The organism is Acidimicrobiia bacterium (assembly GCA_040880805.1).
Classification (GTDB): domain Bacteria; phylum Actinomycetota; class Acidimicrobiia; order IMCC26256; family DASPTH01; genus DASPTH01.
The window spans coordinates 52,917-73,790 of sequence record JBBDHW010000042.1; the positions used below are offsets into that span (position 1 = coordinate 52,917).

Below are 20,874 nucleotides of genomic sequence, written 5' to 3' on the forward strand. Positions count from 1 at the left end.
CGCGTAGAGTCGCGAGGCGCGCGACTCCTCCGTGCAGTGGCGCTCGCCGCCGCCGGTGCGTTCGCGGTGTTCGAACCGGCGAGCGTCGCGAGCGCGCTCGTCGTGTTCGGGGGGATCGTGCTGCTCGTACTGGCGGCCCTCGAAGCAGTGGCTGCCTGGCATCTGCCGCGTACAGCCCCCGAAGGGCCGTCGACCCCGTAGCGCTGACGTGTTAGCGCCGGCGGGTCGCCTTCTTCGCTACGGCCTTCTTCTTGGCGGGCGCCTTCTTCGCCGGCGCGCGCTTGCCGCTGATGACCGCGTCCTTGAAGGCCTTGAGGGGCGTGATCTTCACCGAGCGGCTGGCAGGCTTCGGGGCGAGCATGATTTCCTCACCGGTCGCCGGGTTCCGGCCCTTGCGCCGCGGCTTCGCAGGCACGTCCCTGCGGGCGAACTTGCAGAAGCCGCTGATCGCGACGGGCTCGCCGCTCGCCACAGTGTCGGTGACGACGTCGATGAAGGCCTGCAACCCCTCGTCGGCGCTGCGCTTGTCGGTGTCGGTGCGCTCGGCGAGCGCGGCCACGAGCTCTCGGCGGTTCATGTGTGCTCCTGGGGGTCGGGAACCGGAGGGCGGCAGCATGCCACTTCATCGGCTCGAACGCGCGCATCGGGGAGCGCACTTCTGCGACGGTCCTTCCGTCGGTGACCGAATCGTGCAACGATCGCGCCCGGCAGGGCTGCTCGGAAAGGGGAGGGTCTATTGAGCCGATCGGTGCGTATCTTCGTGGCCGAGACTATCGGCACGATGATCCTGATTCTCGGAGGTCCGGGGACCGTGATCTTCGCCCAGTTCATCGGGTTCAACATCGGTGTATTGGGTGTGGCGTTCGCCTTCGGGCTCAGCTTGCTGTGCGCGGCCTATCTCTTCGGTCACATCTCGGGGTGCCACATCAACCCGGCGGTCACCATCGCGATGTGGGCGCTCAAGCGCACCCACAGCAGGGAGGTGCCCTCCTACCTGCTCGGCCAGATCGTGGGTGCGCTGGTCGGCGGCCTGTTGATCTGGTTGCTTCTCGAGACGGGCGACAACACCCAGAACGCCAAGCTGGCGTCGAAGACGCTGTTCAGCGTCGCGTCGAACGGCTACGGCTCGCATTCGCCGGGCGGGTTCGAACTCGGTGCCGTGATCATCGCCGAGGTTTTGTTCACCGCGCTCTTCGTCCTCGTGATCGTCGGCACCACCCGCACGTCGATGATCCCGGGGTTCGCGGCGATCCCGATCGGGCTCATGCTCACTCTCGTGCACCTCATCAGCATCCCGATCGACAACACGTCGGTGAACCCCGTGCGCAGCCTCTCGACCGCCGTGTTCGCGAACAGCTTCGCGCTCGAACAGCTCTGGGTGTTCATCGTGTTCCCGATACTCGGCGGGCTCGTCGCCGCGGGGATCTGGATGTTCGTGACGACACCGGAAGAGGGTTGAGGCCACCCGGTAGTGTCCCGTCGTGGCCACGACCGGTTCCCTCGTGCGCGACCTGCGCGTGGCTCCCGGCAAGGCGGCCCAACTCGATGCGCGCGATCCCGGTCAGCGGTTGGGCCTGGGCAGGAAGGCCGAGGCGCACGGTCTGCTCGAGATCCTCAGCGTTCGCCTCGATGACCTGCACAGCCGACTGTGGGCAGAGGCGCGGCGCAGCGTCGTGCTCGTCCTCCAGGGGATGGACGCGGCAGGCAAGGACGGCACCATCCGCCGGGTCCTCAGCGGGCTGAACCCGCAGGGGTGTGAGGTCGTGAACTTCAAGGAGCCCACGAGCGTCGCGCTCGTGCACGACTATCTCTGGCGGGTGCACAACGCCTGTCCGGCGCGCGGCATCCTGGGCGTGATGAACCGGTCGCACTACGAGGACCTGGTGACGGCGCGAATGGTCGGCGTGATCGACGACGAGCAGTGCAAGCGCCGGTTCCGGCATGTGCGCGAGTTCGAACGGATGCTCACCGACGAGGGCACGACCCTCGTGAAGGTCTTCCTCCACATCTCGAAGGAAGAGCAACGCGTTCGGCTTCAGGAACGGATCGACGATCCGGCGAAGAACTGGAAGTTCCACCGCAGCGACCTCGAAGTGCGGGCCAAGTGGGACGAGTACCACGAACGCTACGAAGCTGCGCTCTCTGCCACCTCCACCCAATGGGCGCCGTGGTACGTGGTGCCGGGCGACCACAGGTGGGTCCGCGACATCGCGGTTGCCTCGATCCTCGTCGACGTGTTCGAACGGCTGGATCCCCGGATTCCCGAGCCCGAAACCGGCCTGGAGGGCGTCGTCGTCGACTAAACGACGAAATTGGGGTGGTCGACTGGTCCGCGCGGCGGATCATCGACCAGAATGAGTGTCCGATGGACGTCGAGTCGCGTGATTCCGTCTCTCTCAAGCCGGCCGAGCTCGACGAGCTCGGTCAGCTGGCCTCTGGCGTGGGCCTGCCGTTGCAGGACGAGCAGCTCGACCGCCATGTCGAGCAGTTCCCGCTGGTTGCCGTCGCGGCCGATGAGGGAGAGCTGTACGGCTTTCTGTTCGGGTCACTCGAGCGGATCGGCGGGACCCCGTGCATCCTGTGGGGCCTCGGCGTGATCCGGCGGGGTCGGCAGGCCCGTCCGAGCCTCGACGGGCTCGTGGCCGAGCTCTATCGGCGGGCGGCCATCTCGTTCCCCGACGAGGACGTGCTCGTCGCGGGCCGGGTCGCGCATCCTGCCGCCTATTCGCTCCTGAGCGTGCTCACCGATGTGTGCCCGCGTCCGAAGTACGCGCCCAACGGTGAGGAGCGCGCCTGGGGCCGACGGCTCGCGCGCCGGTTCGGGTGCGACGCTCGCTACGACGACCGCTCGTTCCGGCTGTCGGCGCACCACGCGCCTGAGCTGGTGCTCGACGCGCGCACGGTGAAGGCCGGGGGCAAGGTGGCTGCCGAGCTCATCGGCGAGGTCGATCCCGTGCGAGGCGAAGCCGTCATCGCGTACGGCTGGGCAATGGCCGAGGCGCTCGCCGACGGCCTCGCCACCCCCCGCAGCTAGCCCCTCGACCGATCATTTGGCGTCAGCGGCGCGAGTCGAGGGCGGCGTCGAGCTGGGCGCGGAGCGTGGCCGGGTCGGTGGTCGGAAGCCGGCACACGTAGTGCTCGCACACGAACGCCGTGGCCCGCCCGTCGTTCGGCGCGCGGTCGGCAAGGAGCGGCGTGAGGTGAGCGCCGGTGCCGGGTTCTGCGGTGACCTGTACCGATGCCGGGATCAGCCGTCGTCGTAGCTCGCCCAAGAGTTGTTCGGTCTGCGCGTCACCGGCCGCGCCCACGATCGCGACCTCGATCGGCGGCGTGACCATCCGCTCGAACGCGCCGAGCAGGTACGCGAACGCGGTGGGGTGCTCACCCAACAGCGGTGCCAGCGTTCGGATCCACTCTGAGGCTCGCGCCTCGTACTCGGGGACGCCCGTGAACGCGGCAAGCCGGAGGAGGCCGTTGGCCGCGAGCGAGTTCTCGGACGGCGTCGCGTTGTCCTGGTAGTCCTTCGGGCGCACGATCAGCGATTCGGCGTCGATGGCCGTGGTGAACACACCGCCCTGCTCCTCGTCGCCGAACAGCCGCAGGAGGTCGTCGGCGACGACACGCGCGTCGGCCAGCCACGCGACGTTGTCGACCTCCGCCAGTGTGAGCAGCGCTTCGAGCAGCGCCGCGTAATCCTCCGCGTACGCGAGCAGGTGCGCGCGGCCTCCCTGCCACGACCGGAGCAGGCGACCGTCGTCGCGCCGGAGCTCGCGCAGCAGGAAACGCGCATTCGTGCGGGCGACGTCCATCCAATCAGGGCGATCCAGCGAAAAGGCCGCCTCCGCGAGGGCGCGGAGGAAGAGCGCGTTCCATCCAAGGAGCACCTTGTCGTCGAGCCCGGGCCGCACGTGGGAGCCGCGCGCCGCAAGGAGTCGCGGCAGCGCGCGTGTGACCGCGTCGGGCGGTTCCTCCTCTCGGTCGACGACGTGCAGGATGTTGCCGCGGAAACCCGTGTGCGGGTCCTCGAAGTTCCCGCCCGCAGTGACGCCGAAGTAGCGGACCACCTCCGGCGTGTCGGCGCCGCACACGGTCTCGAGTTCCTCGAGTGACCAGCAGTAGAACTTCCCTTCGACGCCTTCGGAGTCCGCATCCTCGGCGGAGAAGAAACCGCCGTCGGGGTGATGCAGATCGCGCAGCACGTACTCGACGATCTCTTCGACGACACGCCGGTAGCGCGGCAGGCCGACAACGAGCCAGCCGTGCAGGTAGGCCCGCGCGAGCAGCGCCTGGTCGTAGAGCATCTTCTCGAAGTGGGGGACGAGCCAGTACGCGTCGACCGAGTAGCGGTGGAACCCTCCGCCTACCTGGTCGTACATCCCTCCGGCGCCCATCGAGTCGAGCGACACGGTGATCGTCTCGAGCGTCTCGGCAGACGGGTCACGGACCGCTTGCGCCAGGAGGAACGTGAGCGTCATCGCCTGCGGGAACTTCGGGGCGCTTCCGAAGCCGCCGAAGCGTGGATCGAACTGCGCATGGATTGCGGAGACCGCGACTCGGAGTACGTCGGCGGACACGTCGCCGGCATCGCGACTCGGCACCTCGGCACTGCGCGCGATCGCGTCGTGCAGGGTGCCCGCCTGTTCGAGCAGATCTGAGCGACGCTCGCGCCACGCGTCGGTGACCGCGTCCATGATCCGCACGAAGCCGGGCATGCCGGGACGGTCCACGCTCGGGAAGTAGGTCCCGCCGAAGAACGGACGTCCGTCGGGGTCGAGGAAGACGGTCATCGGCCAGCCGCCGTGACCGGTCATTGCCTGGACCGCCTGCATGTAGACCGCGTCCACGTCGGGGCGTTCCTCGCGGTCGACCTTCACGTTCACGAAGCGCTCGTTCATGCGCGCGGCGATCTCGGGGTCTTCGAACGATTCGTGTGCCATCACGTGGCACCAGTGACACGACGAGTACCCGACCGAGAGGAGGATCGGCTTGTCTTCGCTGCGTGCTCGCTCGAACGCGTCCTCGCCCCACGGGTACCAGTCGACCGGGTTTTCGGCGTGCTGGCGCAGGTAAAGGCTGGTCTCTGCGGCCAGGCGGTTCACGTGGCCATGCCGCGGCCTGCCCCCGGCTTCTTCCAGCCGTCGGGAGGGTCGGGTACCGCGTCGCGCAACGTGCCGAGGATCCGGTCGAGCTCGACTCGGTCGTGGGCGGAGAGCGCGCCGAACAGTTCGGATATCACCTCGGACCGCACCTTGCTCGCGGTGGTGAGCTGACGCTTGCCTTCCGGCGTGATGGTGAGCACCGTGACCCGGCGGTCGGTGGCGTGCGGGGACCGGGCGACGAGGCGGTCGGCTTCCAGCGCATCGACGAGACCGGTAATGGTTCGCGGTGCGACGTTGAGCGCGTTGCTCAGGTCGCGCATCCGCTGTGGCCCCTCGGTGAGGGTGTCGAGCACCCGGAGGCGCGCAAACGACAGGCCCGCCGCGCGCATGCGCTCGTTGACGTGCCACCGGAGCCGTCGCGTCACGCCGAATAGCGTGTCGGCGAGATCCTTGGGCTCGGGTTCGCTCACTCGGCCAACCTTAGGAGCAGAGCGAGTGCATGCGGCGACGAGCGAGCGACGCATAGAGGAGGCGTGATGGAGTCGAGACGACGTTCGCGGTTCACCGACGAGGAGATCGACGCGTACGCGGCGGCTCACTCGGCGGGGCCCGACGAGGTGCAGCGCGAGCTCCAGGAGATCACCGCTGAGCGCACCGGTCCGGCCGCGCGGATGCAGATCGGTGACGACCAGGCCGTGCTCATGGAGATGATCGTCCGGGCGATGGGCGCACGCCGGGCCGTCGAGATCGGCACATTCACCGGCTACTCCGCGCTCGCGGTCGCGCGCGGTATGGGTCCCGAAGGTCGGCTGCTCTGCTGCGACGTGAGCGAGGAGTGGACCGCAATCGCCCGTGAGGCGTGGGAGCGCGCGGGCGTCGCCGATCGTATCGAGCTGCGCATTGGTCCGGGGATCGAGACGCTGCGCGGGCTCGCCAGGGAAGAGCAGTTCGACTTCGCGTTCATCGACGCCGACAAGCCCGGCTACCCCGGCTACTACGAGGAGATCCTGCCCCGGCTCCGCCAGGGCGGCCTCGTGCTCATCGACAACGTGCTGCAGAACGGACGCGTCATCGACGAATCGGCAACCGACGAGAACGTGGAAGCCATTCGTGCGCTCAACGACACCATCGTGGGCGATCCCCGTGTACGCGTCGTGCTGTTGCCGATCGGCGACGGCGTCAGCGTGGTGCAGAAGGTCTGACGCGCGCGAGCTCTTCTTCCGCGGCGGCGCGCGCCCAGCGATAGTCGGGCTTTCCGGAGGGTGAGCGCACGACCGCGTCGACCAGCACGAGGTCGCGCGGCGCCTTGTACGCCGCGAGATGCGCGCGGACGTGGCGAGTGAGGTCCTCGGCGGTGAGGGTCGCGCCCGGACGCAGTTGCACGACCGCGACGACGCGTTCACCCCAGCGCTCGTCGGGCGTTCCCACCACTACCGCGTCAAAGACCGCTGGGTGTGACTTCACGACCGACTCGACTTCCTCGGGGTAGACCTTCTCGCCGCCGGTGTTGATCGACCCGGAGCCGCGTCCGAGCACCGTGATCGTGCCGTCGTCTTCGATCCGCGCGTGATCGCCCGGTACCGACCAGCGCACGCCGTGGACCACGGGAAAGGTCGCGGCGGTCTTCTGGGGATCCTTGTAGTACCCGATCGGTACGTGGCCGCGGCGTGCGAGCATGCCGACGACGCCGATTGGTGCGGGTCGGAGGTCGTCGTCGAGCACGGTGGTCTCGTCGTCGACACGAAAGCGCGGCGCGGTCTCGATCGGCCCTCCGGCTGCCGTGACGCTGCTTCCCTGACCGCCCGACTCCGACGATCCGAAACCGTCGATGAGGATCGTGCCCGGCAACTTCTGCACCCACAGCTGCTTCACCGAGGGGGAGAGGATCGCGCCGCCGGAGAGGACGACCGTGAGGGACGACAGGTCGAGCGCGGGGTCGAGCGTGTCGAGTGCCTCCACGAGTGGGCGTGCGAAGGCGTCGCCGACGATGACGAGGAAGGTGACCCGCTCGCGTGCGATGAGCTTCCAAAGGCGTGGAGGATCGAGATGGTGGTCGGGTGACAGCACCACCGTGCCGCCGGTGTACAGCGTGCCCAGCGCGAACCAGTGCGCGGTGCCGTGCATGAGCGGGCACGCGGGGAGCGTGCGGCGGTTCTCCTCGAGCTGGTCGAGGATCTCCTCGGGCTTCGAAATGGGCGCGTCGCCGAGATTCCCACCACCGAGTCCGCCGAAGAAGATGTCTTCGGCACGCCACATCACGCCCTTCGGGTTTCCCGTGGTGCCGCCGGTGTAGAGGATGTAGAGGTCGTCCGAGGAGCGCGGCCCGAAGTCGCGCGCCGGTGACGCGCCCGCAAGTGCGGCCTCGTACTCGACCGCGCCGAGGTCCCCACCGGTGTCGTCGTCGACGGAGAGGTAGGTGTCGAGGAGCGGCAGCTCAGTGCTGATCGCGGCGAGCTTCGGCGCGAACTCGCGGTGGAAGACGATGGCCTTGGCGTCGCAATCGTCGAGGAGGTACCGCAACTCCTCTTCCATGTAGCGGTAGTTGACGTTGATGGGCACCGCGCGCAGCTTCAGCGCGGCGAGCATGCCCTCGAGGTACTCGGTGCCGTTGTAGAGGAGGAGTGCTACGTGGTCCCCGACTCCGATGCCCTGCGCGGCGAGGAAGTTGGCCAGCCGGTTGGCGCGCTCCTCGGTCTGCGCATAGGTGAGGCGGCGTTCCCCGGAGATCAGCGCGTCGCGTGTCGGGATCTCGTCGGCGACGGCTTCCCAGAGGTCGGCGAGGTTGTACTCCATGCCTATTCGTCGCTCCCTGCTCGGCGGGGTACCCATCTCAGAAGAAGTCGGTGCCGCCGTCGACGGGGATGGTCGCGCCGACGACGAAGCTCGCCACCTCCGAGCAGAGGAACACGACGACGGGGGCCACCTCCTCGGGCAGCCCGACGCGGCCGATGTCGTTCGACGCGCCGTAGTCGCGGGTGATGGCTTCGTAGGCGGCTTCGAGTGGGCCCTCGGGCAGCCCGTCGAGGTCGGTTCCTACGAGGTACGAAGCGAGCGTGGGCGACATGACGATGCCGGGCGCGACGGTGTTGACGATGATCCCTTCGGGTGCCAGCGCACGCGACAGGTTCTTCGAGGCACTCGCCATCGCTGCTTTGGCCGCGGTGAACCCGATGAGCCCCGGGCTCTGGTGACGGATCGAGGCCGCCGCGACGTTCACGATGCGTGCGAACGTCGCCTTGCGCATGAGCGGGAGCGCGGCGCGCGTCGTGCGGATCATCGTGAGCACGCCGAGGTCGAACTCCTCGTGCCAGGTGTCGTCGGTGAGGTCGTCGAACCCGCCGACATGTGCAGGCCCGACCGTGTTGACCAGCACGTGACACTCTCCCCACCGCTCGTCGAGGAACGTGAAGGCGGCCTCGACCTCGCCGGTGTCGAGCAGGTCGCACTCGAGACCGATGGCGTCCTCGGCACCCAACCCGAGGAGCTCGTCTTCCGTTTCGCGCAGGTCCTTCGGCGTACGGGCGAGCACCGCGACACGGCAGCCCTCGCGCGCGAGCAGACCTGCCGTGACGCGACCAACCCCGCGCGATCCGCCTGCGACGACCGCCGCCCGACCCTGTAACCCGAGGTCCACGATCAGCCGTCCACCGTCAGGTTGCCAGCTGTCGCGCGAGAGCCGCCGCACTCAGCGGCGCGCCGGTTGCCCGCGTGACGAGGTCGTCCCAACGGACGGATGCGCCGGGTGCGAACACGTCACGTACGAGAAGCTCGCCCGCGGCGGGTCGCTCGACCAGGCCGCCGACGCGGTCGGTGAGCGTCGCGTCGAGCTGAGAAGCGAAGAGCTCTCCGTACAGATAGTTCTGGTAGTAGACCGGCGAGGCAGCGAGGTGGATCTTCGCGGCCCAGTCGGGTTCGTGCCGGCCAACGGGGCGGCGGACTTGCTGGTAGCGCTCGACGAGGTCCCACCAGAGGGTGTCGAGGTCGGCGTCGGGATCGGCGTAGAGCTGCCGCTCGAAGGTTGTCATCACGAGCACCCACCGGGCGAACACGAGGAGCGCGGCCCGCTGCGCGGCCTTCAGGTGGGGCGCCAGTGCTTCCACGGTGTCGCGGTCGACGCCCGCGACGTCGGCGAGCCACGCGGCATCTCGCGTGAGGCGTCCGAAGAGCATGGCGATGCCCTCGGTGGTGAGTGGGTGGGCTGGTGAGCGCACGAGCCAAGGGAGTGATCGTCCACACTCACGGTCGTACACCGCGTGGCCGAACTCGTGCAGCATCGTGTCCATCCAACGTTCGCTCGGTTCGACGTTGCACAGGACGCGAACGTCGCCTTCGCGGTCGATGTCGATGCAGAACGCGTGCTGACTCTTGCCGTCGCGCGCGTACAGATCGCTGCGCGCGAGCACGGCGCGGAGGTCGAGACCGAGACGGTCGTAGGTCCGTAGGGTCAGCGCTTCGAGGTCGGCAGCTTCGAAGAGGTGGTCGAGCGCGATCGGGCCGGCAGCAGGCGGGTCTTGGAAGAACGGGTCGGCGAGGTGCCACGGGCGGAGCTCGTCGACGCCGCACCCGAACCGGGCGGCGAGCGAAGCATCGAGCGCAACCTTCCACTCGGTGAATGGCGTCTCAGTGGCGCGATCGACGTCGGCGAGGGTCGCGAAGAGACGGGTCTCGTCGAGCTCCCCGGTTTCGAGCGCGAGCGCGAAATGATCGCGGTAGCCGAGGGTGCGGGCTGCTTCGTTTCGCAGACGCGCCAGCTCGCGGACTCGGTCGCCTGCCTCGGCGCCGATCTGCTTCGACGCCTCCCACGCGGCGCGGCGCTCGCCGGGGTCGGCGCTCGTGCGCAGAAAGTCGACAATCGTGTTGTCGTCGACCCGTTGACCGTCGATGGTTCCGCGGAAGTTGTTGAAGGTCGACTCGACGCGGGTCTCCAGCTCAACGATCGCGACGCGGAGGTCGGCCGGAACCTGGTGCGGGACGAAACCATCGTGGAGCAGGTCGAGCCGGCGGCGCAGGAGCGGATCCGCTCCGGAGCCGTTCGCGGCGCGCGCGGAGCGGATCTCCGCGAATGCGTTGCTGTCGCCGAGGAGCTCGCGGCGCGCCAGCTCGGCCGCGGTGCGGCGCCGGTCGGCTTCGGGCGAGGACCGGGTGTTCGCCTCCCACCATGCAACGGCTAACTCGAGCTCGAGCGGCTGGAGACGCGCTTCAAGGTCGTCGACGAGGTCGACCGTGCTGCCCATGCGCCGGGGAGTCTACGGAGTCGCGTTGCTCAGGTCTTGCCGGCCGCCAGGATCGCGCGCGCGTGCCGCGCGAGAGGCTCGTCGACCATCTGGCCCTCGAAGTCGATCGCGGCCTCGCCACGAGCTGCGGCCGCCTCGTAGGCGTCGAGCAGGCGCCGAGCGCGCTCGATCTCCTCGGTCGAGGGCGAGAACGCGCGGTTGGCGAGTTGAACTTGAGCAGGGTGGATGCAGAGCTTGCCGCGGTATCCGAGCGCACGCCCCTGAGCGGCGTCCTCGAGGAACCGGCCGTCGTCGCCGAATGCAGTGACGACCTGGTCGATCGCGAGGACGCCCGCAATCCGGGCTGCGAGCGCCACGCGCGAGCGCGCGTAGAGCACTTCCGTGCTCGATTCGGTACGCATCCCGCCCATGTCGGCGACGAAGTCTTCGGCGCCGAAATAGCAGGCCGCGACGGGCGGGACGAGGAACTCGCGCGCCGCTTCGACGCCGAGCGCGGTTTCCACGCCTGCGATCACCTGCAGGTGGCCGAGCCCCGCGGCGCGGAGCGCGCCGGCAACCGTGCGGACATGTTCGACGGTCTCGATCTTGGGCACGATGACGCCGGTGAGCTCCGGCGCGCATGCCTCCGTGACGTCGGCGTCGAACCAGTCGGTCGGGACGGCATTCACGCGCACGTAGACCGCGAGACCAGGGTGGGCGTTCAGCAATTCCGGCCCCATGCGCCTCGCGTGCGGGCGAGCGTCGGCCTTGGCGTCCGCGGGCACCGCGTCCTCGAGGTCGATCACCACGCCGTCGGGACTGCTGCGCGGGAGCTTGGCGAGCATGTCGGGCCGGCTCGCGGGCGCGAAGAGGAGGCTCCGGAGGCGCCTGACCTCGGCCACGGTCACTCGGTGGGCCGGCGCGACATCAGCGCGTTGCGGCGCGCGCGGCACACGAGCTCGTCGCGCTGGTTGAAACCCCGATGCTCGAACGTGACGATGCCGGCGTCGGGTCGTGACTTCGACCCGCGGCGAGCAATCACCTCGGTCTCGGCGTGGATCGTGTCACCGTGGAACACGGGCGCTGGGAACACGACTTCTTCGAAACCGAGGTTGGCGATCGTCGTGCCGTGAGTGGTCTCCAGCACCGATATCCCCACGAGCAGCGCGATCGTGAACATGCTGTTCACGAGGGGCTGGCCGAACTCGGTCTGCGCTGCGTACTCGGCGTCGAGGTGCAGGCGGGCCGGGTTCATCGTCATCGTGGTGAAGAGGATGTTGTCGGTCTCGGTGACGGTGCGGGTGAGCGCGTGCTGCACCACCAGTCCGACCGGGAGCTCCTCGAACCACTTGCCGTGATGCGGTTGAAGATCGCTCACGATTGGACAGGTGGTCTTACTTGAACCAGATGCGCTGGTACTCGCGGCTCATCGGGTGCAGGAGCAGGGCGACGAGGGCGCCGTCGAACATCAGGTTGATGATGGCGGTCGACGTGAGGACCGAGGAACCGAACACCGCCAGCAGCATGATCACCTGGAGCACCGCGCCCGCGACCGCCACCGCATAGCCCCACCGCTTCTCGTTGGCGATGCCGAAGCCCCCTGCACCGAGCGCGATCGCCATCACGAATCCGGCGAGTAACGACGTCGCGATCGGGAAGATGAAGCCGAAGACGGCGTCGATGTAGCAGAGGAACGTCGCGATGACGAGCGTCTGCGGCTGGAAATGATTGACCCACTTCCACTGGTTCACGTGCTCATTGTTGCCGATCCGAGGGCAGGGTGGGGGATCGCGTCGCGGGCACGCAGTTGCCCGCATGCGGCGGCGATGTCGGTCCCGCGGTTGCGCCGCACGGTCGCGGTCACGCCGCGGGCCCGGACCCGCTCGGCGAAGGCACGCAGCCGGGGCGTTGCCGTGGCCTCGCCGCCGAACCCGGCCGTGGGGTTGAGCGGGATCAGGTTCACGTGCGCCCCGCCCGCCCCCGGGAAGCTGCCCAGGAGCCGTCCGAGCGCCTCGGCCTGCGCAACCGAGTCGTTGACCCCGGCGATGCAGGCGTACTCGAAGGAGACCCGTCTTCCCCTGGCGCCGGCGAAGTCGGCGGCGGCGTCGAGCACCTCGGCGATCGGATACCGCTGGTTGAGTGGGACGAGCTCACTGCGCTCGTCGTCGGTGGCCGCGTGGAGCGACACCGCGAGGGTGACGGGCAGCCGCTCGAGCGCGAGCCGCCGGATGCCGGGAACCACGCCGACCGTGCTCACGGTGATGCGCCGGGCCGAGATGCCCAGGTCGTCGTGTAACCGTTCGATCGCCGCCCAGGTCGCGTCGTAGTTGGCAAGTGGCTCGCCCATCCCCATGAACACGACGTTGCGGACGCGCTGCGGTGAGGTGTGCGCCGCGCGCAGCACCTGCTCGACGATCTCGGCGGCGTCGAGCTGCCGTTCGAAGCCGGCTTGTCCGGTCGCGCAGAACGTGCAACCCATCGCACAACCGGCCTGCGACGACACGCAGACCGTTGCCCGCGTCGGAGAGCGCATGAGCACGGTCTCGATCTGGGTGCGATCGCGAGTGCACGCCCACAGCCACTTCGTCGTCATGGTGTCGTGCGCGGTCGCTTCGGTCACGAGATCGAGGGTGAGCGGCAGCGCGTCGGCGAGGCGCGAGCGGAGCGTGCGGGGCAGTGTGGTGACGTCGTCGAGGGGGCGGACCTCGGCGTAGAGCGCGCCCCAGAGCTGACCGGCGCGGTACCGCGGTTCGCCCCAGCCGTCGAGCAGTGCTTCGACCTCGCCGCGCGTCGCGCCGTAGCGGGATCGGGTTGGGCTGCTCATGACGCGGCGGAAGTGACCGTGCGGCCGTAGGCACGGTCGACCCGGTGCGTGACGAAGGCGAGCGACCGATAGAGCGCGACCGCGGCCGTGTTGTCACCGTCGACGTAGAGCATGCCCATCGTGATGCCCCGGCCGGCGAGCGACGCGAGGCCGCCGATGGTCAACGCTCGACCGAGCCCGCGGCCCTGGCGGCCGGGCTCTGTACCGATCACATAGATCTCCCCGAGCGCGACGGGCTCCTTCGGGGGATCGGTCGGGTGCACTTTCGTCCAGCAGAAGCCGGCCAGGCCGTCGTCGTCGAACGCGAGCAGGAAGCCGTTGGGATCGAACCAGCCCGCGCGCTCGCGTTGGTGGAGCGTGTCGAGGGTCCAGCCCCCCTGTTCCGGGTGGTTGGCGAACGCGCGGTTGTTGACGCCGAGCCACTCGACCTCGTCCTGTCCGACCACGAAGGTGCGGACCTTGACCCCGTCGGGCCACTCGGGATCTTCGGGGAGGGGGAGCGGCACGCGCAGCTCCAGGAGCTCGCGTTCGAGCGCGAAGCCGGCTGTGCGGGGCAGGTCGTCGTGGTGATCGCCGTGGAGCCAGATCGTGACGTGGCCGCCGCCCTCGCGTGCCACGACGTCGATGGCTGATGCGAGCAACGCGCCGAGAGCGCGTTCCTGTCCTGGCAACGCTGCGAGTTCCGCTGACCATCCAGCGGGTTGATGATGAGCGAGGTGCACGTAGGCCGCCGCCGCGCCGTCGTCGCCGGGGAGCAGGATCCCGCGGTCGCCGAGCGTCCCGCGGCCTTCGAGCCCGGACCACGTGAGATCACCGAACGGAGCGGTGCCGGATGCGGCCTCGACCGACGCGGCGAGGCTTCGCACCGCCGCGACATCGGCGGGCGCGAACCGTTCGAGCACGCGCGCCTCGAGCATCTCGTCGAGGGTACCGGCCCATCCCGCCACCATGGGTCGCTCGCTGCTCGCCGGGATACGCGGCTCGCGGGCGCTCGCTGCCGGGGGCGCGGCGGTCGTATACGTTGCGAACCGCACACTCACGACACGCCACGATTGCTGGGAGACGGCCATGGAGATGACCTCGTACGAGCCCGGAGTCCCGTCATGGGTCGATCTCGGCACGCCCGACCTCGACAAGGCCGCCGCGTTCTATTCGGATCTCTTCGGATGGGAGTGCCCCGAAGGGCCCGCCGAGGCCGGCGGATACCGCGTGTGCCACGTCGGCGGCAAGCCGGTTGCCGGTCTCGGTCCGCAGATGAACCCCGGTCCGCCCGCGTGGTCGTGTTACGTGAACGTCGAGAGCGCGGACGACACCGCGGCGAAGGTGAGCGCGAACGGCGGGCAGGTGTTCATGCCGCCGATGGACGTGATGACCGCCGGCCGCATGGCGGTGTTCGCCGATCCGGTCGGCGCCGCGTTCGGTGTGTGGCAGCCGGGTGACCACAAGGGCGCTGCACTCGTGAACGAGCCCGGCACCTTCTCGTGGAGCGAATTGCTCACGACCGACGTTCCCGCGTCGAAGGCGTTCTATGGCGCGGTCTTCGGCTGGGGCGCCGAGACGCATGGTGAAGGCTCGGGTGCGTACACCGAATGGCAGGTCAACGGTCGCTCGATCGGCGGGATGATGGAGAAGCCGCCCCAGATGCCGGCTGAGGTCCCGCCCCACTGGGCCGTGTACTTCACCGTCGCCAACACCGACGACGCCGTCGCGCACGTCACCGAACTCGGTGGCGCGGTGATGAATCCGCCGATGGACATCGAGCCCGGCCGCTTCGCCGTGGTCGCGGACCCGACCGGCGGTGTGTTCAACGTGATCGCGCTCAACGCCGAGATCGGCGGTTAGCTCCTCGCGTCTAGCGTCACGTGCGTGGCCCGTCCGAGGGGAGCGAAGGCGCGCGCGATCGAGGTGATCGCCCGGCTCGCGGAGGAGTACCCAGGCGCAGAGTGCGCGCTGGTGCACGAGAACGCGTACGAGTTGCTGGTGGCGACGATCCTGTCCGCGCAGACCACCGACGAGAATGTCAACAAGGTCACGCCGGAGTTGTTCGTGAAGTATCCGACGCCACGCGATCTCGCGCACGCCGATCCCGCCGACGTGGAAGCGATCGTGCACTCCACCGGCTTTTTCCGTTCGAAGACGAAGAACCTGCTCGGTATGGCGCGCATGCTCGACGAGGAATTCGACGGCGACGTGCCGACCGAGCTCGACGACCTCGTGAAGCTGGCGGGTGTCGGTCGGAAGACGGGCAACGTCGTGCGGTCGGTGGCGTTCGACCTGCCCGGCTTGCCGGTCGATACGCACGTCGGAAGGGTGGCGCGCCGCCTGAAGCTCACCACCGAGACCGATCCGGTGAAAGCGGAGCTCGACCTCAACGCGCTCGTACCGCCGGAGGAGCGCGGCCGCTTCTCGTTGCGCCTCATCCTGCACGGTCGCCGCGTGTGCTTCGCGCGCAAGCCGAACTGCCCAGGATGCGTGCTCGTCGATATCTGCCCGTCGGCCGAGCCCAGCGCGAGGTAGCAGTTAGCCCGACTCGGCGAGGGTGCCTGCCGCGCGTTCGAGCGCACGGCGCGCTCCGAGCAGCGAGCGCTCTGCGAGGTCGAGGTCGTTTGCGATCGCCGAGTCGGGCGATTCGCGGTAGCGGTCGCCGATCGCCAGGACGCGCGCCGCGAGCTCCTCGAGCTGCGCGCGCAGGGTGGACAGTTCTGCGAGGTCCGACGAGGGCATGACGGCAACGGTATCGGGCAATGCGAAGGGGCGGGAACAGGCTCACGGTTACCATGAGCGCACCGTGTTGACCCGAATCGACCTCCGCGGCGTCACGGATCTTGCTGCACTGCTGCAACCTCCGACGGCCGACGACGACGTCACCGCGGCCACGCGCGCCATCGTCGACGATGTGCGCGACCGCGGAGATGCCGCGCTGCGTGAGCTCACCGAACGATTCGACGGCTGGTCCGGAGGCGCGCTCCGCGTCACGAGCGGGGCGCTCCACGAGGCGCTCGCGGGCGCCGAGCCGGCGTTCCGAGCCGCGCTCGCGCACGCAGCGACCGAGATCCGTACCTATCACGAGAGCCAGCTCCAACCCGCTCCGCGACTCGTTCGCGGTGGCATCGACCTCGAGGAGATTGTCCGGCCGGTCGACCGCGCCGGCCTCTATGTCCCGGGTGGTCGCGCCGCGTACCCGTCCACCGTGCTCATGACCGCGATACCCGCGCAGGTGGCCGGCGTTCCCGAACTCGCATTGTGCGTACCTGCGGGCCCCGACGGGCAGGTCGCCGCCCCCACGCTCGCCGCGGCGGCGTTCGTCGGCATCGACGAGGTGTATCGCGTGGGAGGCGCCCAGGCGATTGCTGCGCTCGCGTACGGGACCGAGAGCATCCGTCCTGTCGACGTGATCGTGGGGCCCGGCAACGCGTACGTCGCGGCGGCGAAGCGCGAGCTTGCGGGCATCGTCGGTATCGACGCGCTCGCTGGACCGTCGGAGGTCGTCGTCGTCGCCGACGCGAGCACTCCACCAGAGTTTGTCGCCGCCGACCTCGACGCTCAGGCCGAGCACGGTCCGGGAGGGAGCGCGGTGCTCATCACGTGGGATCCCGAGGTTGCCGACGCTGTCGAGGGCGCCGTCGACGAGATCGTGCGCGACACGGGATCCGTGATCCTCGTCGATGGGCCGGAACAGGCGATGGAAGTGGTGAACATCGTCGCGCCCGAGCACCTGCAGCTCATGACGAGCGACGCCGACTCGCTCGTGCCGCTCGTGCGCAACGCCGGCGCGGTCTTCGTCGGACCATGGGCGCCCGCGGCAGTCGGTGACTACGTAGCAGGAGTCAACCATGTGCTTCCAACCGCGCGAACAGCACGCTTCGCCAGCGCGCTGAGGGTCGACACGTTCCGGAAGCACATCCACGTGGTGCGCGTCACTGCGGCCGGCCTCGGTGCGGTCTCCGAGCACATCGAGGCGTTGGCCGCGGCTGAAGGTCTTCCCGCGCACGGTCGCAGCGCCGCGCTGCGCCGATCTGCCGCATTCGTCCGGGACGCGACGTGAACGCGCCGGTCGCGCCGCGCGACGACCTGCGCGCGCTCGAGGGCTATCACTCACCGCAGCTCGACGTGTCGGTACGGCTCAATACCAACGAGAGCCCGTACCCACCCCCGCCCGAGTTCGTCGACCGTTGGCTCGCCGAGCTGCGCGACGCGCCGCTGAACCGCTACCCGGATCGTGGCGCCCACGACCTGCGTGCGGCGCTGGGGCGCCATCTGGGCCAGCCGCCCGAGCGGCTGTTCTGTGCGAACGGATCCAACGAGGTGTTGCAGACGCTCCTCCTCTCGTACGGCGGGCATGGCCGGCGCGCCGCGGTCTTCGAGCCCACGTACGCGCTCCACGGCCACATCGCGCGTCTCACCGGTACTGAGGTGGTGATGGGGGAGCGCCGTGCCGACTTCTCCATCGACGTCGACGCGGCGCGCGAGCTCGTCGCCGCGCAACAGCCCACGATCGTGTTCGTGTGCAGCCCGAACAACCCGAGCGGCACTGTGGAGGACACGGACACCATCGAGGCCCTCCTCGACGCAACCGTTGGGCTCGTCGTGGTCGACGAGGCGTACGGCGAGTTCGCACCCCACAGCGCGCTCGACCTCGTCCACGACGACGGCCGGCTGGTCGTCGTGCGCACCTACTCGAAGGTGTGGTCGATGGCCGCGCTGCGCCTGGGCTTCGCGGTCGCACCGCCTTGGGTTGTCGAGCAGCTGGAGCAGGTTGTGCTGCCGTACCACCTCGCGGCCGCCACGCAGATCGCCGGAAGGGTCGCGCTCGACCTCGCGGACGAGATGAACGACCGCGTCGCGCGTCTGGTCGACGAGCGCGAGCGGATGTTCGACGCGCTCGAAGGTATCGACCGCGTCACCGCGTTCCCATCGGGCGCGAACTTCGTGCTCTTCCAGGTTCACGGCGATGGCCACGCCCTCTGGGAGGAACTCGTGCAACGCGGCGTGCTCGTGCGCGACTGTTCCAGCTGGCCGCGCCTCGCGCATTGCCTGCGCGTGACCGTCGGCACGCCAGAGGAGAACGACGCGTTCCTCTCCGCGCTCCGTGAGTCAGTCCGGGAGGTGGCCGCCTGATGGCGAGATCGTCGCAACAGCACCGCGTCACCAAGGAGACCACCGTCGACCTCGCGCTCGAGATCGACGGCGGTGGTAGCGCCACCGCGTCCACCGGTATTCCGTTCTTCGACCACATGCTCGAGCAGCTCGGGAAGCACGGCGGGTTCGACCTCCGCATCGAAGCCACCGGCGACCTCGAGGTCGACCTGCACCACACGGTGGAAGACGTCGGCATCGTGCTCGGCACGGCGTTCAAGGACGCCGTGGGCGACAAGGCGGGGGTGCGACGGTTCGCGTCCGCGCTGGTGCCTCTCGACGAGGCGCTCGTGCAGGTTGCGCTCGATCTGTCGGGCCGCCCCTTCCTCGTCTACGAGGTCGACCCGGTCGTGGAGTGGATCGGCACGTTCGACCCTCAGCTTGCAGAAGAGTTCTGGCGCGCGTTCGCGTTCGCGGCGGGGATCACGCTGCACGTGCGTTCACTGGCCGGCCGGAACGGGCATCACGTGATCGAGGCGTCGTTCAAGGGCGTCGCGCGCTCGTTGCGTGACGCGGTGAAGATCGAAGGCAGCGGCGTGCCGTCCACGAAGGGAAGCCTTTGAGCCACGGCCGGCTCGAGCTCTTCCCGTCGATCGATCTGCGCGATGGCAAGTGTGTCCGGCTGTACCAGGGTGACTTCGACGCAGAGACCGTCTACGACGACGATCCGGTCCGCGTCGCGCGCGAGTTCGAGTCCGAGGGTGCGTCGTGGATCCACGTGGTCGACCTCGACGCCGCGCGCACCGGTGAGGGCGCCAACCTTTCGGTGATCGAGGCGATCTGCGCGGCGGTCTCGTGCCGGATACAGGCCGGCGGAGGCGTGCGCACAATCGAGGCGGCCGGCGACCGGCTGCTCGCGGGCGTCGCGCGCGTCGTGGTCGGCACCGCAGCCGTCGAGGACCCCTTACTCGTCGCCGATCTCTGTACGTTGCACCCCGGGCAGGTGGCCGTGGGCCTCGACGCGCGCGGCCGCGAGGTTGCCACTCGGGGTTGGGTCGAGGGCACCGGCCTCGATCTCGTCGATCTCGTCCGCAGTTTCGATGCGGGCGGCGTCTCGGCGCTCGTTGTCACCTCGATCGGCCACGACGCCACCTTCAAGGGGCCGGATCTCGACCAGCTCGGCGCTGTCCTCGAGGCCACCACGATTCCGCTGATCGCCAGTGGCGGAGTCGGCACGCTCGACGATCTCCGCGCGCTGGGCCAGTTCGAGCGCGCGGGACGACGCTTCGCGGGCGCGATCGTCGGCAAGGCGATCTACGAGCATCACTTCACCGTTGCCGAAGCACTGGCGGTCGCGGACGCTCGCTGGGTGTAGCGACTCGCGATACGGTCAAGGCAGGCGCGGCGCCGCCGGGCCGGAACCAAGGGGGTTCGCATGGGCGACGGGGCGAAGAGCGAGGCGATCGACGAAGGATTCTTCCGGCGTTACCGCGAGCTGCTCGACGCGGAAGACGCCGCCTTCGATGAACTCGAGCACGCCTACGAGGAAGGCGATCGCGCCACCTTCGACGCCGACCTCGCGGCTTGGCGTGCTTCCGCGGAGCGCCGGATGGCCTTCCTCGAGCGGAAGGGCCTCACTCCCGTAACAACGGGTTAGCTCATCCCGAGCTGGTCCAGCAGGAACGCCTGCACGAACGCCTCGTCGCGCCAGGCGTCGTAGCGTCCCGACGGACCCGAATGGCCGGCGCCGAGCTCCATCTTGAGCACGAGCAGGTTGTCGTCACTCTTGGTCGCACGGAGCTTGGCGACCCACTTCGCGGGCTCCCAATACTGCACGCGGGGGTCGTTCAGGCCGCCGGTGACGAGCAGCGCGGGATATGCCTTCGCCTCGATGTTGTCGTACGGCGAGTACGACTTCATCAGCGCGTAGAGTGCGGGGTCGTCGACGGGATCGCCCCACTCCTCCCACTCCGTCACCGTGAGCGGCAGCGTGTCGTCGAGCATCGTGGTGAGGCAGTCGACGAACGGCACTTCGGCGACCACCGCCCGGAAGAGGTCGGGGCGGAGGTTGACCACCGCACCCATGAGCAGCCCACCCGCGCTGCCGCCGCGCGCTGCGAGGCGGTCGGGACTGGTCCAGCCCTCGGCTACGAGGTGCTCTGCGCACGCGATGAAGTCGGTGAACGTGTTGGGCTTGTGCATCAGCTTGCCGTCGTCGTACCACCGACGACCGAGCTCGCCACCTCCCCGAACATGCGCGATCGCGTACACGATGCCGCGATCGAGGAGGCTCACCCGAGCCGACGAGAACGTCGGGTCCATCGAGGCTTCGTAGGAGCCGTAGCCGTACAGCACGAGCGGGTTGCCGTCGGCCCCTTGACGCCGGTCGCGGCGGTAGACGAGCGACACCGGCACGCGCGTGCCGTCGGTGGCGGTTGCCCACAGTCGTTCGGTCGCGTACTGCGTGGGGTCGTACCCCGCGACCGGCTGGCACTTCACGAGCGTCGCGTCACGGCTCACGAGGTCGTAGTCGTACGACGACGACGGTGTGACCAGCGACATGTAGCCGTAGCGCAGGGTCGTGGTCGCGAACTCGGGGTTCGCCCCGACCCACATCGAGTAGACGCCCTCTACGGTTGCGACGACATGGTCGTGGGGGGCG

The 20,874-nt window shown here is 69.0% G+C and carries 25 protein-coding genes; 12 read left to right on the forward strand and 13 right to left on the reverse strand.

Going from position 1 to position 20,874, the window contains the following annotated elements; genetic code table 11:
• A partial coding sequence (locus tag WD271_10940) for a hypothetical protein (protein MEX1008346.1) occupies positions 1-201 on the forward strand: 201 nt, incomplete at its 5' end.
• Positions 202-211: 10 nt separating this feature from the next.
• Here the strand turns inward: WD271_10940 and WD271_10945 are convergent.
• Positions 212-616 (reverse strand): HU family DNA-binding protein, encoded by a 405-nt coding sequence (locus WD271_10945; protein ID MEX1008347.1) that lies wholly within the window; start codon positions 614-616, stop codon positions 212-214.
• A 132-nt stretch (positions 617-748) separates the two neighbouring features.
• On the opposite strand from WD271_10945, the gene WD271_10950 reads away from it, so the two are divergent.
• From WD271_10950 to WD271_10960, 3 genes are all read left to right on the forward strand, one after another.
• A complete protein-coding gene (locus WD271_10950; GenBank protein MEX1008348.1) occupies positions 749-1,459 on the forward strand; it encodes an aquaporin in 711 nt (236 codons plus the stop codon).
• 22 nt (positions 1,460-1,481) lie between these two features.
• Positions 1,482-2,303, forward strand: a complete 822-nt coding sequence (locus WD271_10955; protein MEX1008349.1) for a PPK2 family polyphosphate kinase — start codon at positions 1,482-1,484, stop codon at positions 2,301-2,303.
• Between the two features lie 62 nt (positions 2,304-2,365).
• On the forward strand, positions 2,366-3,034 hold the full coding sequence (locus WD271_10960) for a hypothetical protein (GenBank protein ID MEX1008350.1): 669 nt from the start codon (positions 2,366-2,368) through the stop codon (positions 3,032-3,034).
• Between the two features lie 22 nt (positions 3,035-3,056).
• Here the strand turns inward: WD271_10960 and WD271_10965 are convergent, their stop codons facing one another.
• Together WD271_10965 and WD271_10970 are read right to left on the reverse strand one after the other, a co-directional pair.
• Entirely contained in the window at positions 3,057-5,099 is a 2,043-nt protein-coding gene (locus tag WD271_10965; protein ID MEX1008351.1) for a thioredoxin domain-containing protein, read from the reverse strand.
• Positions 5,096-5,569, reverse strand: a complete 474-nt coding sequence (locus tag WD271_10970; protein ID MEX1008352.1) for a MarR family transcriptional regulator — start codon at positions 5,567-5,569, stop codon at positions 5,096-5,098. Before WD271_10970 ends, WD271_10965 begins: the two co-directional genes overlap by 4 nt.
• Before the next feature lie 66 nt (positions 5,570-5,635).
• Here WD271_10970 and WD271_10975 point away from each other — a divergent pair, with 66 nt between their 5' ends.
• Positions 5,636-6,301 (forward strand): class I SAM-dependent methyltransferase, encoded by a 666-nt coding sequence (locus WD271_10975; protein ID MEX1008353.1) that lies wholly within the window; start codon positions 5,636-5,638, stop codon positions 6,299-6,301.
• Here the strand turns inward: WD271_10975 and WD271_10980 are convergent.
• Genes WD271_10980 through mshD form a run of 8 tightly spaced genes read right to left on the reverse strand, consistent with a single transcriptional unit; the run spans position 6,279 to position 14,206 of the window.
• Positions 6,279-7,892 (reverse strand): acyl-CoA synthetase, encoded by a 1,614-nt coding sequence (locus WD271_10980; GenBank protein ID MEX1008354.1) that lies wholly within the window; start codon positions 7,890-7,892, stop codon positions 6,279-6,281. The genes WD271_10975 and WD271_10980 overlap by 23 nt on opposite strands.
• A gap of 37 nt (positions 7,893-7,929) precedes the next feature.
• Entirely contained in the window at positions 7,930-8,733 is an 804-nt protein-coding gene (locus tag WD271_10985) for an SDR family oxidoreductase (protein MEX1008355.1), read from the reverse strand.
• Between the two features lie 16 nt (positions 8,734-8,749).
• Complete coding sequence (locus tag WD271_10990) at positions 8,750-10,333, reverse strand: M2 family metallopeptidase (GenBank protein ID MEX1008356.1); 1,584 nt, start codon at positions 10,331-10,333, stop codon at positions 8,750-8,752.
• A gap of 29 nt (positions 10,334-10,362) precedes the next feature.
• Complete coding sequence (locus WD271_10995) at positions 10,363-11,214, reverse strand: CoA ester lyase (GenBank protein MEX1008357.1); 852 nt, start codon at positions 11,212-11,214, stop codon at positions 10,363-10,365.
• Positions 11,215-11,216: 2 nt separating this feature from the next.
• Positions 11,217-11,693: a MaoC family dehydratase gene (locus tag WD271_11000; GenBank protein MEX1008358.1), complete on the reverse strand. Its 477-nt coding sequence runs from the start codon at positions 11,691-11,693 to the stop codon at positions 11,217-11,219.
• Positions 11,694-11,706: 13 nt separating this feature from the next.
• Positions 11,707-12,063, reverse strand: a complete 357-nt coding sequence (locus WD271_11005) for a hypothetical protein (GenBank protein ID MEX1008359.1) — start codon at positions 12,061-12,063, stop codon at positions 11,707-11,709.
• Positions 12,060-13,136, reverse strand: a complete 1,077-nt coding sequence (gene rlmN / locus WD271_11010) for a 23S rRNA (adenine(2503)-C(2))-methyltransferase RlmN (protein MEX1008360.1) — start codon at positions 13,134-13,136, stop codon at positions 12,060-12,062. Before rlmN ends, WD271_11005 begins: the two co-directional genes overlap by 4 nt.
• The gene (gene mshD / locus WD271_11015; protein ID MEX1008361.1) at positions 13,133-14,206 is read right to left on the reverse strand and encodes a mycothiol synthase; all 1,074 of its coding nucleotides are present in this window, start codon (positions 14,204-14,206) and stop codon (positions 13,133-13,135) included. Before mshD ends, rlmN begins: the two co-directional genes overlap by 4 nt.
• On the opposite strand from mshD, the gene WD271_11020 reads away from it, so the two are divergent.
• Both WD271_11020 and nth read left to right on the forward strand, forming a co-directional pair.
• Positions 14,205-14,978: a VOC family protein gene (locus WD271_11020; protein ID MEX1008362.1), complete on the forward strand. Its 774-nt coding sequence runs from the start codon at positions 14,205-14,207 to the stop codon at positions 14,976-14,978. The genes mshD and WD271_11020 overlap by 2 nt on opposite strands.
• A gap of 24 nt (positions 14,979-15,002) precedes the next feature.
• On the forward strand, positions 15,003-15,653 hold the full coding sequence (gene nth, locus WD271_11025) for an endonuclease III (GenBank protein MEX1008363.1): 651 nt from the start codon (positions 15,003-15,005) through the stop codon (positions 15,651-15,653).
• A 3-nt stretch (positions 15,654-15,656) separates the two neighbouring features.
• On the opposite strand, the gene WD271_11030 is transcribed toward nth, so the two are convergent.
• Positions 15,657-15,860, reverse strand: a complete 204-nt coding sequence (locus tag WD271_11030; protein MEX1008364.1) for a hypothetical protein — start codon at positions 15,858-15,860, stop codon at positions 15,657-15,659.
• Between the two features lie 64 nt (positions 15,861-15,924).
• Here WD271_11030 and hisD point away from each other — a divergent pair, with 64 nt between their 5' ends.
• From hisD to WD271_11055, 5 genes are read left to right on the forward strand one after another with little or no spacing between them, the layout of a single operon-like run.
• Entirely contained in the window at positions 15,925-17,181 is a 1,257-nt protein-coding gene (gene hisD, locus WD271_11035) for a histidinol dehydrogenase (GenBank protein ID MEX1008365.1), read from the forward strand.
• Positions 17,178-18,254, forward strand: a complete 1,077-nt coding sequence (gene hisC / locus WD271_11040) for a histidinol-phosphate transaminase (GenBank protein ID MEX1008366.1) — start codon at positions 17,178-17,180, stop codon at positions 18,252-18,254. The genes hisD and hisC overlap by 4 nt, the downstream gene beginning before the upstream one ends.
• Entirely contained in the window at positions 18,254-18,835 is a 582-nt protein-coding gene (hisB, locus tag WD271_11045) for an imidazoleglycerol-phosphate dehydratase HisB (GenBank protein MEX1008367.1), read from the forward strand. The genes hisC and hisB overlap by 1 nt, the downstream gene beginning before the upstream one ends.
• The gene (gene hisA, locus WD271_11050; protein ID MEX1008368.1) at positions 18,832-19,587 is read left to right on the forward strand and encodes a 1-(5-phosphoribosyl)-5-[(5-phosphoribosylamino)methylideneamino]imidazole-4-carboxamide isomerase; all 756 of its coding nucleotides are present in this window, start codon (positions 18,832-18,834) and stop codon (positions 19,585-19,587) included. Before hisB ends, hisA begins: the two co-directional genes overlap by 4 nt.
• A gap of 60 nt (positions 19,588-19,647) precedes the next feature.
• Positions 19,648-19,869: a hypothetical protein gene (locus tag WD271_11055; protein ID MEX1008369.1), complete on the forward strand. Its 222-nt coding sequence runs from the start codon at positions 19,648-19,650 to the stop codon at positions 19,867-19,869.
• Here the strand turns inward: WD271_11055 and WD271_11060 are convergent.
• Positions 19,866-20,874, reverse strand: a 1,009-nt coding sequence (locus WD271_11060; protein MEX1008370.1) for a prolyl oligopeptidase family serine peptidase, incomplete at its 5' end; no start/stop codon positions are given. The genes WD271_11055 and WD271_11060 overlap by 4 nt on opposite strands.

Bases quoted from the DNA above. Each gene is read 5' to 3' on its own strand.
- WD271_10945 (MEX1008347.1), bottom strand. From the start codon at position 616: ATGCTGCCGCCCTCCGGTTCCCGACCCCCAGGAGCACACATGAACCGC.
- WD271_10960 (MEX1008350.1), top strand. From the start codon at position 2,366: ATGGACGTCGAGTCGCGTGATTCCGTCTCTCTCAAGCCGGCCGAGCTC.
- WD271_10975 (MEX1008353.1), top strand. From the start codon at position 5,636: ATGGAGTCGAGACGACGTTCGCGGTTCACCGACGAGGAGATCGACGCG.
- WD271_10980 (MEX1008354.1), bottom strand. From the start codon at position 7,892: ATGGAGTACAACCTCGCCGACCTCTGGGAAGCCGTCGCCGACGAGATC.
- WD271_10990 (MEX1008356.1), bottom strand. From the start codon at position 10,333: ATGGGCAGCACGGTCGACCTCGTCGACGACCTTGAAGCGCGTCTCCAG.
- rlmN (MEX1008360.1), bottom strand. From the start codon at position 13,136: ATGAGCAGCCCAACCCGATCCCGCTACGGCGCGACGCGCGGCGAGGTC.
- WD271_11020 (MEX1008362.1), top strand. From the start codon at position 14,205: ATGGAGATGACCTCGTACGAGCCCGGAGTCCCGTCATGGGTCGATCTC.
- mshD (MEX1008361.1), bottom strand. From the start codon at position 14,206: ATGGCCGTCTCCCAGCAATCGTGGCGTGTCGTGAGTGTGCGGTTCGCA.
- WD271_11030 (MEX1008364.1), bottom strand. From the start codon at position 15,860: ATGCCCTCGTCGGACCTCGCAGAACTGTCCACCCTGCGCGCGCAGCTC.
- hisB (MEX1008367.1), top strand. From the start codon at position 18,254: ATGGCGAGATCGTCGCAACAGCACCGCGTCACCAAGGAGACCACCGTC.
- WD271_11055 (MEX1008369.1), top strand. From the start codon at position 19,648: ATGGGCGACGGGGCGAAGAGCGAGGCGATCGACGAAGGATTCTTCCGG.